16 protein-coding genes and 1 tRNA gene are annotated in these 16064 nt (G+C 70.3%); 8 read left to right on the forward strand and 9 right to left on the reverse strand.

The window, feature by feature from the left end:
- Positions 1-2: 2 nt before the first annotated feature.
- Positions 3-77 (forward strand) — tRNA-Val (locus tag KIK05_RS21305).
- 56 nt (positions 78-133) lie between these two features.
- On the opposite strand, the gene KIK05_RS21310 is transcribed toward KIK05_RS21305, so the two are convergent.
- Positions 134-1087 (reverse strand): tyrosine-type recombinase/integrase, encoded by a 954-nt coding sequence (locus KIK05_RS21310; protein WP_308250040.1) that lies wholly within the window; start codon positions 1085-1087, stop codon positions 134-136.
- 186 nt (positions 1088-1273) lie between these two features.
- Between KIK05_RS21310 and KIK05_RS49435 the strand changes: the two genes are divergently transcribed.
- The gene (locus tag KIK05_RS49435) at positions 1274-1378 is read left to right on the forward strand and encodes an HAD hydrolase-like protein (protein ID WP_372455603.1); all 105 of its coding nucleotides are present in this window, start codon (positions 1274-1276) and stop codon (positions 1376-1378) included.
- A 562-nt stretch (positions 1379-1940) separates the two neighbouring features.
- Here KIK05_RS49435 and KIK05_RS21315 read toward each other — a convergent pair.
- Complete coding sequence (locus tag KIK05_RS21315; RefSeq protein WP_308250041.1) at positions 1941-2309, reverse strand: winged helix-turn-helix transcriptional regulator; 369 nt, start codon at positions 2307-2309, stop codon at positions 1941-1943.
- 109 nt (positions 2310-2418) lie between these two features.
- Between KIK05_RS21315 and KIK05_RS21320 the strand changes: the two genes are divergently transcribed.
- Positions 2419-2904 carry a luciferase domain-containing protein gene (locus KIK05_RS21320; protein WP_214412520.1) on the forward strand — a complete coding sequence of 162 codons (486 nt, stop codon included), beginning with the start codon at positions 2419-2421 and terminating at the stop codon, positions 2902-2904.
- Positions 2905-2918: 14 nt separating this feature from the next.
- On the forward strand, positions 2919-3833 hold the full coding sequence (locus KIK05_RS21325; RefSeq protein ID WP_214412521.1) for an NADP-dependent oxidoreductase: 915 nt from the start codon (positions 2919-2921) through the stop codon (positions 3831-3833).
- 851 nt (positions 3834-4684) lie between these two features.
- Here the strand turns inward: KIK05_RS21325 and KIK05_RS21330 are convergent.
- Both KIK05_RS21330 and KIK05_RS21335 read right to left on the reverse strand, forming a co-directional pair.
- The gene (locus KIK05_RS21330) at positions 4685-5476 is read right to left on the reverse strand and encodes an alpha/beta fold hydrolase (protein WP_214412522.1); all 792 of its coding nucleotides are present in this window, start codon (positions 5474-5476) and stop codon (positions 4685-4687) included.
- A 485-nt stretch (positions 5477-5961) separates the two neighbouring features.
- Positions 5962-6690, reverse strand: coding sequence for a LysR substrate-binding domain-containing protein (locus KIK05_RS21335; RefSeq protein ID WP_308250042.1), 729 nt, complete (start codon positions 6688-6690; stop codon positions 5962-5964).
- A gap of 55 nt (positions 6691-6745) precedes the next feature.
- Here KIK05_RS21335 and KIK05_RS21340 point away from each other — a divergent pair, with 55 nt between their 5' ends.
- The gene (locus KIK05_RS21340; protein WP_214412523.1) at positions 6746-7117 is read left to right on the forward strand and encodes a DUF5997 family protein; all 372 of its coding nucleotides are present in this window, start codon (positions 6746-6748) and stop codon (positions 7115-7117) included.
- A gap of 122 nt (positions 7118-7239) precedes the next feature.
- On the opposite strand, the gene KIK05_RS21345 is transcribed toward KIK05_RS21340, so the two are convergent.
- Positions 7240-8796: an alpha/beta hydrolase gene (locus tag KIK05_RS21345; protein ID WP_214412524.1), complete on the reverse strand. Its 1557-nt coding sequence runs from the start codon at positions 8794-8796 to the stop codon at positions 7240-7242.
- A 231-nt stretch (positions 8797-9027) separates the two neighbouring features.
- Here KIK05_RS21345 and KIK05_RS21350 point away from each other — a divergent pair, with 231 nt between their 5' ends.
- Positions 9028-9585 carry a GNAT family N-acetyltransferase gene (locus KIK05_RS21350; RefSeq protein WP_214412525.1) on the forward strand — a complete coding sequence of 186 codons (558 nt, stop codon included), beginning with the start codon at positions 9028-9030 and terminating at the stop codon, positions 9583-9585.
- Positions 9586-9803: 218 nt separating this feature from the next.
- Here KIK05_RS21350 and KIK05_RS47090 read toward each other — a convergent pair whose 3' ends face one another.
- A complete protein-coding gene (locus KIK05_RS47090; protein WP_250563147.1) occupies positions 9804-10025 on the reverse strand; it encodes a hypothetical protein in 222 nt (73 codons plus the stop codon).
- Positions 10026-10148: 123 nt separating this feature from the next.
- Positions 10149-10697: a hypothetical protein gene (locus KIK05_RS47095; RefSeq protein WP_250563148.1), complete on the reverse strand. Its 549-nt coding sequence runs from the start codon at positions 10695-10697 to the stop codon at positions 10149-10151.
- A gap of 159 nt (positions 10698-10856) precedes the next feature.
- On the opposite strand from KIK05_RS47095, the gene KIK05_RS47100 reads away from it, so the two are divergent.
- Complete coding sequence (locus tag KIK05_RS47100; protein WP_308250043.1) at positions 10857-11381, forward strand: flavoprotein; 525 nt, start codon at positions 10857-10859, stop codon at positions 11379-11381.
- A gap of 182 nt (positions 11382-11563) precedes the next feature.
- Here the strand turns inward: KIK05_RS47100 and sepF are convergent, their stop codons facing one another.
- On the reverse strand, positions 11564-11845 hold the full coding sequence (gene sepF / locus KIK05_RS21360; protein ID WP_214412526.1) for a cell division protein SepF: 282 nt from the start codon (positions 11843-11845) through the stop codon (positions 11564-11566).
- Between the two features lie 218 nt (positions 11846-12063).
- Here sepF and KIK05_RS21365 point away from each other — a divergent pair, with 218 nt between their 5' ends.
- The gene (locus tag KIK05_RS21365) at positions 12064-14880 is read left to right on the forward strand and encodes an ATP-binding protein (protein ID WP_214412527.1); all 2817 of its coding nucleotides are present in this window, start codon (positions 12064-12066) and stop codon (positions 14878-14880) included.
- Positions 14881-14959: 79 nt separating this feature from the next.
- Here KIK05_RS21365 and KIK05_RS21370 read toward each other — a convergent pair.
- A partial coding sequence (locus tag KIK05_RS21370) for a proprotein convertase P-domain-containing protein (RefSeq protein WP_214412528.1) occupies positions 14960-16064 on the reverse strand: 1105 nt, incomplete at its 5' end.

Here is a 16064-nt window from a genome sequence, read left to right on the forward strand (position 1 = left end):
CGGGGCGGTTAGCTCAGCGGTAGAGCACTCGCCTTACAAGCGAGGGGTCACTGGTTCGAACCCAGTACCGCCCACCAGCCGAAACGCCCCGCTTCCGATCAAGGAAACGGGGCGTGAGTGACTAACTGAGTGACTACGCCTCTTCGGACAGCGGGGAGATGCCTTCCATCGCCCTCGCGCCGTCCTGGATGACCGGCCTGATCTGGTGGCGATAGACGGTCTCCGTGACCACCGTGTTGGAGTGGCCCACCAGGCGTGAGATGTCCTCGATCGGGATGTCGTGGTCGGAGAGCAGCGACACGAAGCTGTGCCGCAGTTCCCTGGGCGCCCACTCCTTCCCCGCCAGGCCGGCGCCGTCGAGCACCTTCCGGAAGTCCCGGCGCATGTTGTGCGCCGACACGGGTGAGCCGGTCTCCGTAGAGAACACGAGCTCGCGCCCGTCGCCCTGGTCCGCCTTCAGGGCCTTGAGCGCCTCCACGCAGCGCTTGGGAAGGGCGAGGCTGCGACGGGACTTCGGAGTCTTGGTGTCGCCCTTCTTCCTCACCGAGCGCCAGACGTACAGGGCGAACTCCTTGTGATCCCATCCCGCCTCGGTCACCGGCCGCCAGGCCCTGGCCTTCTCGTCGTAGGCCACGACGTGGCTCCATTTGATCGCCCTTACTTCTTCGGTCCGTGCTCCCGAGAGGAGAGAGACCACGATGTACGCGCGGACGCGGGGTCGTGCATTCTCTGCCGCCTGGAGTACGGCTTCCGCCTGGGGGAGAGTGAGTGCCTTGGACGGCCGGCCTTCACGGCCTTCCGGCACCTCGCACAGCTTGACGACATTGCGCTTCACCTTGTCGCGGCGCATGGCGTTCTTGATGGCGCGGTTGAGGATGTTGTGCATGAGCTTGAGCGACCGCGTCCCAAGCTCACCCTTCTTGCCCTGCAACCATCGGTCGATGTCCTCCACGGAGAGTTCGCGGAGCTTGCGAGCGCCGAGGCAAGGGACGACGTGGTTGCGGGCGTAGGTGCGGTACATCTGGACGGTCGAGGCGTCGCGGCCTTGGAGGCCGTTGTCCAACCAGTAGTACACCGCGTCGGCCACTGGGTAATTGGTTAGAGCGATGGCAAGGCCGTCTTCGTAGTTGCGAAGAATCGTCTTGAGCTTGTCCTTAACTGTGGTGAGCAACAATTCGGTTGCAGCCGCTGCCAGCTACCTGGACGCACTTGGAGTGCTGCCGGCCTTCCGGCATATCGCCGTACGGGTCGACCCCTCATCAATCCGCATCTGGTGCTGCAGGCGCTCGACCAGCTCGCCGCAGAGCCTGGACAGACGGTTTTGGTCGGCGACTCGGTCACGGACGTCGAGGCGGGAAGGCCGGTGGAGTCCTCGTAATCGGCTACGCCAGCCGGCAAGTGAAAGCGTAACGCCTGGCAAAGGCGGGTGCGAACGGTTGTGGTAAGGAATATGCAGGAGCTCGTGGACGCGATCTGAGAATGCCACCGAAGATCTGTTACGACCTCCCCATACGCCGTCATGGCAGCCCTAACCGTGCCACACGGCGACCCCTTAGGCGGATGGTCGCCTGCCCTGCTACACGTCGTCTTCGCTCAGGGAACTCCCCGCGAACCTTCTACGCCCTGAGTTGGGACTCAAAAATCCCATCTTGGGATACTTCCTATCCGTGCTCCGGTAGAAGCCCATTCAAGGCGAAGTTTATTGCGGCTGTCACGTCGAGCAAACCAAACAATTTCGCGACCTTGTAGCTCACTGAGAATCTGCTGATCCGCTAGCAGGTCGTTCCAAGAGACGCCAAAGCGAACAGCGATATGGAGCAGTCACTATGATCGTGCTGAGATCGACTCGAGTTGCCCGGTCACCAAGTTGGTCCGCAGGGTCTCTACCTCGCCGCTTGCCGCTGACGCGTCGACGCGCTCTGGAGGCTCCCGTCTGCCCGTCAGGCCGGTCGTGAGGTGTCGTAGCGAAGGCGGGAAGCGGCGACGTAGTCGCGGTGCTGCTCGGCCCAGGTCATGAGCCCGGCGACTTCGGTCGAGAGTGTCTGCCCGACCTGGGTCAGGGTGTAGTCCACTCGCGGTGGTGAGGTGGGGGTGACGTTGCGCTCCACCAGGCCGTCGCGTTCCAGGCTGCGCAGAGTGAGAGTGAGCATCCGCTGGGAGATGCCCTCGATGGCGCGCTGCAGTTCGGAGTAGCGCATGGGCCCGCCGCCGAGCAGGGTCATCACCAGCACGCTCCACTTGTCCCCGACGCGGTCGAGGATGTCGCGCAGCTGACAGGTCGAATCGTCCACGCCGACCGTTTCACGCACATCGATGTGCCTTGCGCGGTTCAAAGTGCCTTCTTCCGCCATGTCGGCATTGTGGACCACACTCGATCCACGCACAAGAAGTAACCAACGCACAGAAAGTGCTGTTGCGATGAGCATCGACCTGACCGATCCCCCACCCCGATCCGGCCCTCGCCCGCGGACCACGGGGCTGGAGATTCCGCATGACCAGCTCGACCAGTTCTCCCCGCCGCACATCAGGGCCGCCATGGTGGCGCAGGCGCAGGCACTGCCGGGCGTGTTCACCGGACCCAGCCAGGTGTCCGAGCCCGCCTCGCTGGCGCTGCGCTTGCACGAGCCAGCAGGGCCGCAGACCGCGTTCCTGCACCCTGCCCTCGACGAGTTCGGCCATATCCACCGCTCGGGTTTCCTGCATCTCACCGTGCCAAGGCCGCTCATCGCGCCCCTGGAGCGGGCCGGGTGGATCGAGCCGCATCCGATCAGCCGCCGTCCCGAGTGGCCCGACACGATCGTGATGCTGTACGCCCCCCGCGACGAGGCCGAACTGGCCGTCGCCCTCGCCGTCCTGCGCGCCTCCTGGCGGCAGGCCGCCGCATCTTCCCCAGAAACGGAGTGATCAACATGCGTGCCATGGCTTTCACCGAATTCGGCGCCGACCTGGAAGCCGCCGACCTTCCCGTACCCGAGCCCGGTTCCGGCGAGGTGCTGGTCCGGGTGCTGGCCTCCTCGCTCAACGGCTTCGACCTGACCGTCCTGGGCGGCTATCTCAAGGGCATGTACGAGCATGATTTCCCCGTCGTGCTCGGCAAGGACTTCGCCGGCACAGTAGCGGCCGTCGGCCCGGGCGTGACCGGCCTGAGGCCGGGCGATGACGTGTTCGGTGTGGTCATGCGCCCGACCCTGGGCCAGGGCGGCTTCGCCGAGTACGTGGCGGTCAGCGAGCAGTACGGCGTGGCCAAGATCCCCGACGGGCTCGGCCACACCCGCGCGGGCGTGTTGGGACTGGCCGGAACCGCCGCGCTCAACGCCATCGACGCCGTCGCCCCGGCGCCGGGAGAGACCGTCCTGATCTCGGGCGCGACCGGCGGCGTGGGCGCGTTCGCGATCCAGCTTGCCGCACAGCGCGGCGCCAGGGTGATCGCCACCGCCCGGCCCGGAGCCGAAGCCGCCTTCGTCACCGGCCTGGGTGCCACCTGGGCCGTCGACCACACCGATCTGCAGGCGCAGGTACACGCGATCACCCCTGGCGGGGTGGATGCCGCGCTGCACCTGGCGGGTGACGGCGCGGCCGTCGCGGCCCTGCTGGCCGACGGCGGGCGGCTGGCTTCTACCGTGCACTACCTGCCCGAGGAGACCGGCCGGGGCATCAAAGCGACCGCCGTGATGGCCGACCCGAACCCCACCACCCTGGCCCACCTCGCCGCGGAGGCGGCCGAAGGCCGCCTCCGGGTGCCACTGGCCCGCTCCTACCCGCTGGCCGAGGTATCGCGCGCCATCGCCGACTTCACCACCGGAACCGTCGGCAAACTCGCCGTCACGATCTGAACAGGCGGGTGGCCGGCACCACCCAAACGTCGGCCCACGCTTTCGTCAGGATGCCGAACACGCGGTGTACGTGGCGTTGCCCCGTCATCCAGCGCGACCTCGGCTCTCCCGCGCGCTTGGCTTGGGTCGTGAGGGTTGCATGATCGCCCTCGGCAGTGACAGACATGGTGCCCAGGTGCTGGACGTCGCAGCGCAGGTCACAGCGTCGATCGGCGTGATCCCGAGCACCTTGATCAGTGCTTCACACTGAAGAGGTCGCGGGACCTGCACTCCAGAGTTGCTGCGCCGGCGCTGGCCGGTGAGGTGCGTGACAATGCCTGCGGCCGCTGGTGGACACCCACGCACGTCCGCGGTCCGTTCTCCCAGCTCACTGACGGTGTCGGGGCTGGTGTTGATCACGCGGGAGTCGGCTTACGAGCGAGGGGTCACTGGTTCGAACCCAGTACCGCCCACCAGCCAGAAGAGCCCCGCTTCCCACCTCGGGAAACGGGGCTCGTGCCGTCAGCGTGCCACTAGCTCGCACAGGCGATCTCGCTCAGTGACCACTCGCCTCGACGGGGTAGCGCGTTCGCGATCTTGCCGTCCATGGCGGTCGCGCCGTTCCTGGTGGCGGGGCCTGGTCTGGTGGCGGTAGACGGTCTTGTGTTGCCTCAATCGAACGGCAGCCTGCGCTCGGTGCGCAGTTCCAGCTCGTACTCGGCGGTCGCGGCCGGGACCGCCGACATGAAGCGGCTCTCCTCGGTGTCGGTGGAGCCGATGACGCGGGCGGGCGGCCTTTCGGGCAGAGGAGAGCGTTCTCACCATGACCTGCTTCCTCTGCCCGTCATGCGGCACAACCTGATCCGGCTTGCTCAGCCGGCGAAGAACTCGGCCAGGAGCGGGGCGAGGACCTCTGGGGCCACGCCGTGCGACTGACCCTCCAAGGTGCGGCGCTTCGCACCGGGGAGGGCGGCGGCCAGGGCCGCCGCGGCGTTGCGCATCCAGTCGGGGCTCTCCCCGCCGTCGGCGACGAGCGTCGGGATGTCGAAGGCGGCCACCCGCGCGGCGGGCACCTGATAGTCGCCCATGACCGTCACGTCGTAGGCGAGCGTGTGCGCCACCTCTTCGAATCCGGCCCACATCGGTGTGGTCCGCATCTGCGGGATGAGCTCAGGGGGGACGCCGACCGCGCCGGTCATGAAGAGCTCTACCGCATCGCTGCGGAGGCCGGCTGAGATCAGCTCGTCGAGGCTCTTGGCGAGGGCCGCAGGAATCTGCGCCCGGGTGTCGTCGACGACGAACGGCGGCTCGTACACCGCCAGCTTGGTGATGGCCAGCCCGCTGGCCACCGCCTCGAGTGCCAGCCCCGCCCCGGAGGAATGACCGAACACGAACGCCGATCCACCGACCTCGCCGATGAGGGCGTCGATGTCCTCGACCTCACGCTCGACCGCGTAGGGCAAGGTGTCGCCGCTCTCGCCGCGGCCCCGGCGGTCGAAGTTGACGACCGTGAACCGCTCCGCCAGCAGCCCCGCCATCTCCCGCGTCTGCGGGTCGAAGGCCCGGTGCTGGAACGCGCCGCCCACCAGGATGACCGCCGGCCCGCTGCCCAACCGGTCGTAGGCGATCCTCGTGCCGTCCTTCGACATCACACTGCTGCTCATCTGGTCTTGCCTCCGAGGTCCTGCCCGCCGTACGGCGTTGCTCTGTGGTTTCTGACCCTGAGTCGGAGCGAACGCGGCGATTTCTACATGCCGGGCGGATTACTTTTCGGGGGAGTCGTCGCGAGGCGGACCTGATCAAGGTGCAGTGCCCGCGGTGAGGTCGTCTGTGAGGTCGTGACCCCAGGCCGATGCGTGAGGTGTGGGAGCCGGCCGTACACGCCGCGCACCTGCTGACCGCTGACTTTCCCGGTGGCCAGCTCTATCTGGATCTGCACGGGTTCACTCCGGGCCGGGAGCGGGTCGAGCCCGCCGAAGCGCTGCGCCTGCTGCTGACCGCGCTCGCAGTGCCGCCCGGCAGGATTCCCGACGGGGTCGGCGCGGGTCATCCACTTCTGGACCACGCTCTACCAGGCGATCGACGACTGACGCCGCGCCGGCGCCGGGCAGGCCCCGCCCTCAACCCGGGGCACAACGGTCAGCACGGGTCACCGAGGCCGGTGGCCCTTCCTTTTACGGCCGGCCGGCACGGCCCGGCGGCCGGAGCCGTTCTGTACGGGTTTCTGTGCCTGCCGCCGTGCCGGTTTCTTCGCAGGGGAGTCGGGGGTACGGCCCCGCGAGCTGTTAGCTGTCCGGCCGCGGACGATGCCGATGAAATCCTCCACCAGGTCAGTCGTCGCGTCCGTGGGCCAGGCCAGCCCGACCTGAGACTGCGGCGCGTCCGGCACCGGCCGGTAAGTGAGATCCCTGCGGTGGTGGAGGCGTGCCAGCGACTGCGGAACCAGGAGAAGCCCCGTCTCGGCCGCTACCAGCTTGACCGCTTCCGCCGTTGTGGCAGGACGGGTGAACGCGGGCAGCCCGGGCCGGACCGTCCACTCGATGGTGTCGTCCAAAGGATGGAACACCTCGTCGTCGGCCAGGTCGGCGACGGCCACCTCGTCGACGGCGGCCACCGCGTGCTCCTTGGGCACGACGACCACCGTGGTCTCCATATAGAGAGGAATCACGCTGAGCCCGTCCCGGTCGACCGGGAGCCTGACGAACCCGGCGTCGGCGCCGCCGTCCCGCAGGAGTCCCACCACCTCGGCGGCGGGAGCCGCGACCAGGGTGATCGGCACACCGGGCATCCTCTCGGTCCAGATGCCGACCCATTTCGCGGGTGTCACCCCGGGCGCGTACGCCAGCCGGAACACTCTGCCCGTCTCCCCATCGTTCACTTCCTCAGAGTACCGATGTCAGGGGAACCCGTTCCGACTGACTACTCTTGGCGCCATGACCTCGCCCAAACCGAAGAGCATCCAGACGATGAAGCCCGCGACCGCGGCCAAGAAGCTGGGTGTCCTCCTCTCGGCGACTCCCGCCGAGTTCCAGACGGGGGTCGTCTCCAGGGACGAGTTGAACGCGTTGCAGGCGACGCCGCCCACCTGGCTCGCCGACCTGCGCCGCGACGGCCCGCACCCCAAGCAGGTCATCGCCGCGAAGCTCAGGATCTCCATTTCCGGACTGATCAGGGGCGGGGTCACCGGACCGCTCACCACCGCCGAGATCGATGCGCTGAAAGCGGAGAACCCGGCGTGGCTGGAGCGCGAGCGGTCCATCCAGGCCGAGACCCGCAAAGAAGCACTCCGCCTCAAGCAACGCTAGCCGGCTGAGCATCCCGCACATCCACGACCCGAGACGAACGGGCTGCCGCCGAGGGCCGGCCCGAGACCAACGCCCGCGTCCAATGGTGACGGATCACGATGGGACGCGGGCACGGCTCACCGTCACCTGGCCGGGGCGCTGACCTTGCCGCAGGTGGTGTCGCCGTCGGGCAGGACGCCGTCCACCAGATACCGGTTGACCGTGGTGTCGACGCAGGCGTTGCGCGCGGCGAGATAGGCGCCGTGGCGGAATGCGCCGCGCAGCGTGATCATGCGGGAGCCGGTCAGCGCCCGGTGCATGACCCTCTGGCCGGGGTAGGGGGTGACGGGGTCGCCGTCGGCGCTGACGACCAGCAACGGGACGTCGTTGCCGATCGTGGTGGGCGCCTCCACCGGTGTGGCCGGCCAGAAGGAGCAGGGACTGATGTTGCGGGTCATCGGCCCGAACAGCGGTTCGCCGGCGCGATGGGCCTGGATGTCGCGGAAGTAGGTCTCCACGTCGCGGGAGGCGGCCCGGTCGGCGCAGAGGATCGGGGTTCCCGCCCGGTCCTCGGCCGCCCCCGAGCCGGTGAACAGGCCGTCGAGCGTCTCCTTCAGCGACGCCGGGACGGTGACCGCGTGGCCGCGGGCGGCCTCGGCCAGCACCCGCACCTCCGCGGCGAAGCCGGCGTACGCCTCCGCGCTGTCGTCGTAGAGGCGGATGAACAGCAGGTAGGGGACGTGCCGGCCGTCGATCCGGTACTCGCCGACCCGCAGCGGGCGCCGGGTGGCGGCCTGGTCGACGCGCTCCACGGTGGACAGCACCTCGGCCTCGGTGGTGCCCAGGCCGTACGCGGCGTCGTGAGCGGCGGCCCATGAGGCCCAGTGCCTCAGCGCGGCGGTGATCGCCGGGCCGTTCCGGGACAGCAGATCGGGGCCGTAGACGTCCGGGTCGACCGCGCTGTCCAGCACGACCCGGTCGGCCCGGGCGCCGAACATCTGCGTGTAGACGGCGCCCAGGTAGGTGCCGTAGGAGTAGCCCAGGTACGACAGCTTGGGCTGGCCGAGGGCGGCGCGGATGACGTCCATGTCGCGGGCGGTGTTGCGGGTGGTGGCGTACGGCAGCAGGTCACGGTTGCCCTGGGCGCACCCGGCCGCCAGTTCCTTCATGAGGGCCACGCTCTCGTTGAAGGTCCGGCGGGTCGGGCCGGCCGACCGGGTGGGGGTGTCGGTCGTCCACCGGCAGTGGATCGGCGTGCTGCGGCCGACGAAGCGCGGATCCATCCCGATCAGGTCGTAGCGGGCCGCGACGGCGGGCATGTACTTGCCGAGGAGCGACCGTTCCAGCCCGCGCCCGCCCGGGCCGCCGGGATTGATCAACAGGACGCCCCGGCGCTTGGCGGGATCGGTCGCCCTGATCCGTGAGATCGCCACCGAGATGGTCCGTCCCCGAGGCCTGCGGTAGTCCAGCGGGACGGTGACCTCGGCGCACTGGGCGCCCGCCGCGTCCAGTGCGCCGCCGGTCTCGTCGTTCGGTCCGGTCTTACAGCCGTGCCAGTTGAGCGTCTGGTGGCGAGACCGGGCCGGCCCGTCGGCCCCGGCGTCACCCGTGACGCCTGCCGACGCCTGGCCGGTGACCGCCATCCCCGCCATCAGAGTCGCGCTCGTGGCGACGGCCGTGACGATCTTTCGCGCACGCACAGGAAGCCCCCTTGTCGGATGATGTCGCCACCGAAACTAGGGTTCCGCGCGGTTGATCCTTATCGGCCATTTGGTCGATCGAGATCGACTGTATGGACATCCCTCGTCCGTCTCCGGTCCGCCCGCGGAAAGAGCTTCGCAGCCCACCTGCTGGAGGGGACGGGGGCCGTGTGCGCATCAAGCTGCCGAAATTCGGTGGCGGGGCGGGCCATAGGTGGTGAAGATCGCGGTATGTGTGCCTTCCTGGAGACCGAACGGCTTGTGCTGCGCCCGTTCACCGATGCCGACGCCGATCACCTGTTCGCGCTGGACGACGATCCCGATGTCATGCGCTTCATCAACGGTGGCAAGCCGGCCAGTCGTGAGGCGATCAGGACGCTGACTCTGCCGCGGCTCCTGCACGACTACCCGTGTTTCGGCACCCGCGGCTACTGGGCCGCCGAGGAGAAGGCCACGGGGACCTTCCTCGGCTGGTTCGAGTTCCGTCCCCTGGACGAGCACAGTGCCGCCGTGGTCGAGCTCGGCTACCGGCTGAACAAGGCCGCGTGGGGCGTGGGGTACGCCACGGAGGGCTCGCGGGCACTGATCAGTAAGGGGTTCACCGACCTCGGCGTGGAACGGGTGACCGCGAACACCATGGCGGTGAACACCGCATCCCGCCGGGTGATGGAGAAGGCGGGCCTGAAGTTCCTGCGGAACTTCACCGGGGACTGGCCCGAGGCGATCGAGGGCTCCGAGCACGGCGAAGTCGAGTACGAACTCACCAGGTCCGACTGGCATCAGGCATGAGGGCGATTGTGCACCTGGGTGGCCTTCGCCGGAGCGATCTTCGCCTTCCAAGGGCATCCGGTTCCCCGGGTGATCGGGCTGACGCGCGAAGGACAGGGAACGCTGCCGTTCGCCGGTCGAACGTGCGCGCGTCCGCCGAAGCCTCCGCGATCTGCACGAGCGACCGATTTAGCAGCGCCCCCAGGGCGCGCAGCGCCGTCTTTATCCTTCCGGCCATGTCACCCATGATCTCCCGCCCTGGTCCCGCCACGGCGCCTCCTGGCCAGAACGGCGGCGTGGATCAGGCCGCCGAGGCCGGGGAAGGCCAGTCCCAGGGTGGTGCCGCGGGTCACACGCGTGAGCCAGGTCAGAGGCGGGGGGTTCGCCCCGTAGATGGCGGATACTGCGCCGGTGACGGCGGGCCACAGGGCGAGGGCGGCGCCGAGCATGCTCAGGCTCATCGTCAGGTGAAGACGCGGGGACAGGGTTCGCCCCGCGTGTGCCCACGAGGACGCCTCCCGGTGGCGGCCCGGGAAGCGTCGGGGCTGAAGCCTCTGCGCTCGGAAGGGCCGTGCGCAGGGGGATCAGGGGGTGACGGTGCCGTACTGGTAGAGGGTCGTGCCGTTCTCGTCCCCTATGTGCTGCCGGCCGGTCAGCACCTTGTCGCCGCTCGTCCGGTAGGAGTGGCCGCTCTCCTTCATCCCGGTGCTCCATCGCTGGTCGGTGACGTACACGCGCTTGCCCTGCCAGATCAGCGCGCCGGTGCGGTATCTCGTGTAGCCGTTCTCGTCCCCTTTGTGCCATCTGCCGACGAGGGCACGGCCGTCGATGGCGGTGTAGGGGACTCCGTCGCTCTCCTTCTGGACGCCGACGTCCCAGTCCGCGTCCAGTACCTGGACCTGCTGGTCGTCGATGTAGACGCGGCTGCAGTAGTACGTGGTGTAGCCGTTCTCGTCCCCGGAGTGGGACCGGCCGGTCAGCACCTCGTCCAGGGGACAGGTGAACTCGACGCCGCTCGATTCCCTGAAGGTCGAGGTGTGCGCGAGCTCGATCCTGACCGTCGCCGCGGACGCGGGCGGCGCGGGCAGGGCGGCGGCGGCCACGATCGTGGCGGGCAGGAGTTTCTTGAGCACGGTCATGTCCTCCCGTTGGTGTTCCGGTCACAGGATCGCCTCGACGGCGGCACGGGGGCGTCCGCCTGCCGGGGGAGCGCCGGTCCGCCGCCGGGGCTACCTCTCGCGAGGTGGGCAGCGGCGCGCGTCGGGAGTCCAGCCGGGTGGGAGAGTACCGGGGTGAGCAAGGTCCTCTACGTCATCGTGTGCGCCGCCGGCATCGCCCCGGACGTCGGCAAGCTCGTCACCCTCGCCCAGGACGCGGGGTGGGCCGTCCAGATCGTCGCGACCCCGCCCGCGCTGGACTTCGTCGACGTGCCGGCGCTGGAGAAGCAGACCGGCCGGCCCGTGCGCAGCCGGTACCGCAAGCCGTACGAGCCCAAGCCGCCGCGCCCGGACGCGATCATCGTCGCTCCGGCCACCTACAACACCGTCAACAAGTTCGCCCTCGGCATCGCCGACACCTACGCCCTGGGGCTGCTCGCCGAAGCGCCCGGCCTCGGCATCCCCGTCGTCGTCCTGCCGTGCGTGAACTCCGCGCTGGCCGCCAGAGAGCCGTTCCGGTCGAGCGTCGAACGGCTCCGGGCGGAGGGCGTCCGCGTCATCCTCGGCCCCGGCGAGTTCGAACCCCACGCCCCCGAAGCCGGCGCCGGCGCCTACCCCTGGCATCTCGCCGTGTCCGCCCTCGGGTCGCCGGGCACATAGGTACGCTCCGCCGGTCGAAGCCGACCGTCCGCCGGGAGTTCTACCGGGCGCTGGGCTTTGCTGAGGAGGACGTGCGGCTGAGCAAGCCCGTGCCGGTCAGCCCCGGCCCGCCGGAGGCCGGGACGTGCTGATCGCGTCCGGGGCCCGGCGGGCAGGTGGGGTTTCTGACCGGGAGGGGTGAGTCACGCCCTGAACCCGGGGTCAGGGGCGGGGAGTTCGGTACGGGTGTCCGGGCGGTCGGTCGGGCCCGCGACCTCGACCGGCAGCAGGAGGAAGACCTTGTGGTCGAGGCGGTCCATGGCGCCGCCTCGGCCGACGACCAGCCCGGCGGCGAAGTCGACGAACTGCTTCGCCTCGCTGGTGCTCACCTCGGTCAGATCCATCACCACCGGGATGCCCTTGCGGAAGAAGTGCCCGACGTAGAGCACCTCGTTGTAGTCCCGGGGACGCAGCGTTTTGATCACGGGCTCAATCTGTACCCACCCGAGGGAAACTCAACCCAGAAGCCTGCGAGCCCGGCGTCATTTCCCGCCACGAGTCGCCACCGGGTGCCCGGGGGACGGCATCCCCTACTTGACCGCTTCCGCAACAAAGCTGTTACGCCCAAGGGTTGACCTTGTTGGACGGGGCGGTGGATAACTGACGCGGGGGGTTCCCCCGACCCTTAGCTTGGAGCTGTGGAATGCGCAGCGTACCCTCGCCCGCACTGGTCGGTCGCACTGCTGAGCTGCGCACTCTGACCGACGCGATGACCTGCCCGCCGGCGGTCGTGCTGGTGGAGGGGGAGGCGGGCATAGGGAAGTCCAGGCTGGTCCGCGCCGCCCTCGACCGGGTCCCCTCCGGCGACCGGGCCGTCCTGCTGGGTTACTGCCACCAGATCCGCGAGCCGTTCCCGTACGGGCCGGTGTTCGAGGCGCTGCGCGACATCGCCGGGCGCCTGCCGGAGGCGCGGACGCTCAACCCGGTCACCGGGGCCCTTCGCGACTACCTCCCGGAACTGGCCTCCGCGCTGCCGCCCTCGCCGCAGCCGCTGGACGACCCGCGGGCCGAGCGGCACCGCATGTTCCGCGCCATTCGCGCCCTGCTGGCCGCCGTAGGGCCGGCCGTGCTCGTCATCGAGGACCTGCACTGGGCCGACGACGGCACCTGGGACCTGCTGCGGTTCCTGACCGGCCAGCCCCCCGAGGGGTTGTCGCTGGTGGCGACCTGCCGGCGCGAGAACCAGGTGACGGCCCGCTCGCCGCTCGGCCCCGCCTACCGTCACCAGCCGGGCACGACGAACGTCGTCATCCCGCTGACGCCGCTCGACGTTTCCGGCGTCGGCAGTCTCGCCGGGGCGTTGCTCGACCGTTCCGACCTGTCCTCGGCGTTCGTCCAGAGGCTGTACGAGCGGACGGCGGGCATCCCGTTCGTCGTGGAGGAGATGGTCCGGGCCCTGCCCGGTGTGGAGGAGCCCGACGCGCTCGACCGGGTGGGCGTGCCACTGCTGCTGCGCGAGGCGATGGCCGAGACGATGGCCTGCCTGTCGGCGCCGGCGGTCGGAGCGGTGCAGGCCGCGGCGGTGCTGCGGCTCCCGGCGCCGGAGCAGCTGATCACGGCGGTCGGCGGCGACTCCGCCGGGCTGGGGGAGGCGCTGCGGTCCGGGGTGCTGCACGATCACCCGGGGGGCCGGTACGGCTTCCGCCACACGCTGGCCCAGCAGGCGGTGTACGAGGCGATCCCCGGCCCGGAACGCCGCTCGGCGCACGAGCGGGCGATGACGGCGCTGACCGCGATGGAGTCGCCCCCGTTGGTGCAGCTGGCCTTCCACGCCCGGCAGGCCGGTGACACCGACGCCTGGCTGCGCCACGGTACGGCGGCCGCCCACCGTGCCGCGGCGCTCGGCGACACCGCCCTCGCCGTCGAGGTGATCGAGGGCATGCTCGACGACCCCGACCTTCCGGCCACCGGCCGCGGCCCGCTCGCGCTGATGCTGAGCCGCCTGGCCGCGATGGGCCTGTCGCACCAGCGGGCGGTACGGCTGCTGCGGCACGTGCTGCGTGACGACTTCCTCTCCCACGACGTGCGCGGCGAGGTACGGCTCAACCTCGGCGTGGTGCTGTCCAACCAGGCGGGCGACACCGTTGCGGGCCGGTCGGAGATCACGGCGGCGCTGGCGGAGTTGAGCGACCGCCCGACGCTCGCCGCCCGGGGGTGGGCGAGCCTGGCGATGCCGGGGTGGGGCACCGAGCCGATCGAGAAGCACCAGGAGTGGATGGCGCGCGCGGAGGCGCTGGTCGCGATGGCCGACAACCCCGTGCTGGCGGCCGCCGTCCTGGCCAACCGGGCGTCCATGGAGATGCGGATCGGCTCGCCGGACGCGTTCGCCGTCGCCGCGATGCTCCCGGTGGCCGACCCCCGCGCGGCCGTGCGGCGAGAGGTGGCCCGCGCGTACTGCAACCTCCACGACTCGGCCACCAGCCTGGGCCTGTACGGGGAGGCCGAGAAGTTCGCCCGCGAGGGCCGGCGGCTCGCCGCGGAGACCGGCGCGCAGTATCCCGCCTACCTTCTCGAGGTCTCGGTGGTCCGCCTGGAATGGCTCACGGGCCGGTGGGACGGGCTGCGCGACCGCGCGGCGTCCCTGGGGGAGCTGGCGACGGAGACGCCGCTGGTCGCCGTGGACGTCTGGCTGGTGCTGGGGCTGCTCGCCCTGGCGACCGGCGAGTGGGACGAGGCGGTCCGGCACTTCCGGGGCGCGGGGCTCGACGCGCCGGACGACCGGTACGTCCCGGTGGTGGCGGACGCCGCCGGCGGCATGATCGACCTGTACCTCGCCCGCGGCGACCTCGCCGCCGCCGTGGGGGAGGCCGAGCGGGGGGTGGCGCGGCTGCGCCGCAAGGGGGTCTGGGTATGGGGCGCCCACCTGGTGCCCTCGGCCGTGACGGCGTTGGCGTGGTCGGGACGGGTGAAGGCGGCCGCCCGGCTGGTGGACGAGTACGCGGCCGGGATCGCCGACCGCATCGCTCCCGCGGCGCACGCCGCCCTCGACTACGCGCGGGGCGCGCTGGCCACCGCCGAGGGACGGCACGAGATGGCCGCCGATCTGTTCGCGCTCGCCCGTGAGGCGTACGCGGTGCTGCCCCAGCCGTACGCGTCGGCGCGGGCGGGAGAGGGGGAGGCCAGGGCGAGGCTCGCCCTCGGCGACGCGAACGCGGCGGCGACGTTCACCCGGCTGGCCGAACGGTTCGCGGAGCTCGGCGCCACGCACGACGCGGCCCGCTGCCGCCGGGTGCTGCGCGACATCGGGGCGGAGGTGCAGCTTCCGCGTCCGCGCAGACGCGACGGCGGGACGCTGTCGCAGAGGGAGCGGGAGGTGGCCCGGCTCGTCGCGCTGGGCCGTACCAACCGCGAGATCGCCGATGTGCTGTTCCTGTCGAGGCGCACGGTGGAGAGCCATGTGGCGACCGTGCTGCGCAAGCTCGGCGTCCGCTCCCGCACGGAGATCGCCCCGCCCGCCTGAGCCCGTCGCTCACGGGCCCCAGGCATGGCGAACCCCCGGGACCGGGGGGCGGTAGTCCCGGGGGCGTCCAGCCGGTCGCTCAGACGGTGATGCTCCACCAGTCGAGGTAGCCGGTGTCGAACCAGTAGTTGTCGGTGACCTCAAGGGTCCAGGTGCCCGCCGCCTGCTGGGTCACCGGCACGGAGTAGGTCCGGGTGCCGAAGGACGTGCAGGTCGAGCCGCCGCTGTTGACCACCCGGTACCAGGTGCCGTTCGGGCCCTTCAGCCGGATGCTGAGGTCCTCGGCGCAGGTGTGGCTGATGGTGATCGTGAGCTTCACCGGCGACACCGCGGTTCCGGTCGCGGTCGAGGTGACCGGGCTGGTGATCGTGGAGTAGTCGTCGATGGTGTAGTTGGTGTCGTTGCGGAAGGTCCGCTCCGTCGAGCTGCCCTGAACCGTCAGCGTGTAGGTCGTGGTGTGGCTCGTGGTCTGCCCGGTGCCCTTGACCGTGACGGCGTAGGTGCCGGCCGGGGTCGAGGCCGTGGTCGCGATCGTCAGCGTCGAGGAGCCGCCCGAGGTCACGGTGGCGGGGTTGAAGCCCGCGGTGGCCCCGGTGGGCAGCCCGGTCGCCGACAGCGAGACGGTCTGTGCCGAGCCGGAGGTGGTGGCGGTGGAGATCGTCGAGGTCGCGGCCCCGCCCGGGGAGACCGTGCCGGAGGCCGGCGACGCCGAGATCGAGAAGTCCTGGCCGGTGCCGCCGCCGACGGTCAGGGTGAAGGTGGCGGTGTGCGACCCGGACGCCGCGCTGCCGTTGACCGTGATCGGGTAGGTGCCGGCCGGGGTCGAGGCGCTGGTGCTGATGGTCAGCGTCGAGGAGTTGCCCGAGGTGACCGAGGACGGGCTGAAGCTCGCCGTCGCGCCGCTCGGCAGGCCGGACGCCGACAGGGTGACCGTCTGCGCGCTACCGGAGGTGGTCTGGGTGCCCACCGTCGAGGTGGCCGACTGCCCCGGCGTGACCGTACCCGCGCTGGGGTTCAGTGACAGCGAGAAGTCGTTGCTCGTGGCGGTGCAGGAGGCCTCGCCCGACTGGGCGGGGACGGCCACGGCGCTCCAGGCGGCCTTGGTGGCGGCGCATTCGGGGCTGCCGGCGCCGTAGAGCTCGACGGCGGCGGCGAGGGAGGCGGTGCGGATGTTGGCGTACTTC

The organism is Sphaerisporangium fuscum, from assembly GCF_018531465.1.
Classification (GTDB): domain Bacteria; phylum Actinomycetota; class Actinomycetes; order Streptosporangiales; family Streptosporangiaceae; genus Sphaerisporangium; species Sphaerisporangium fuscum.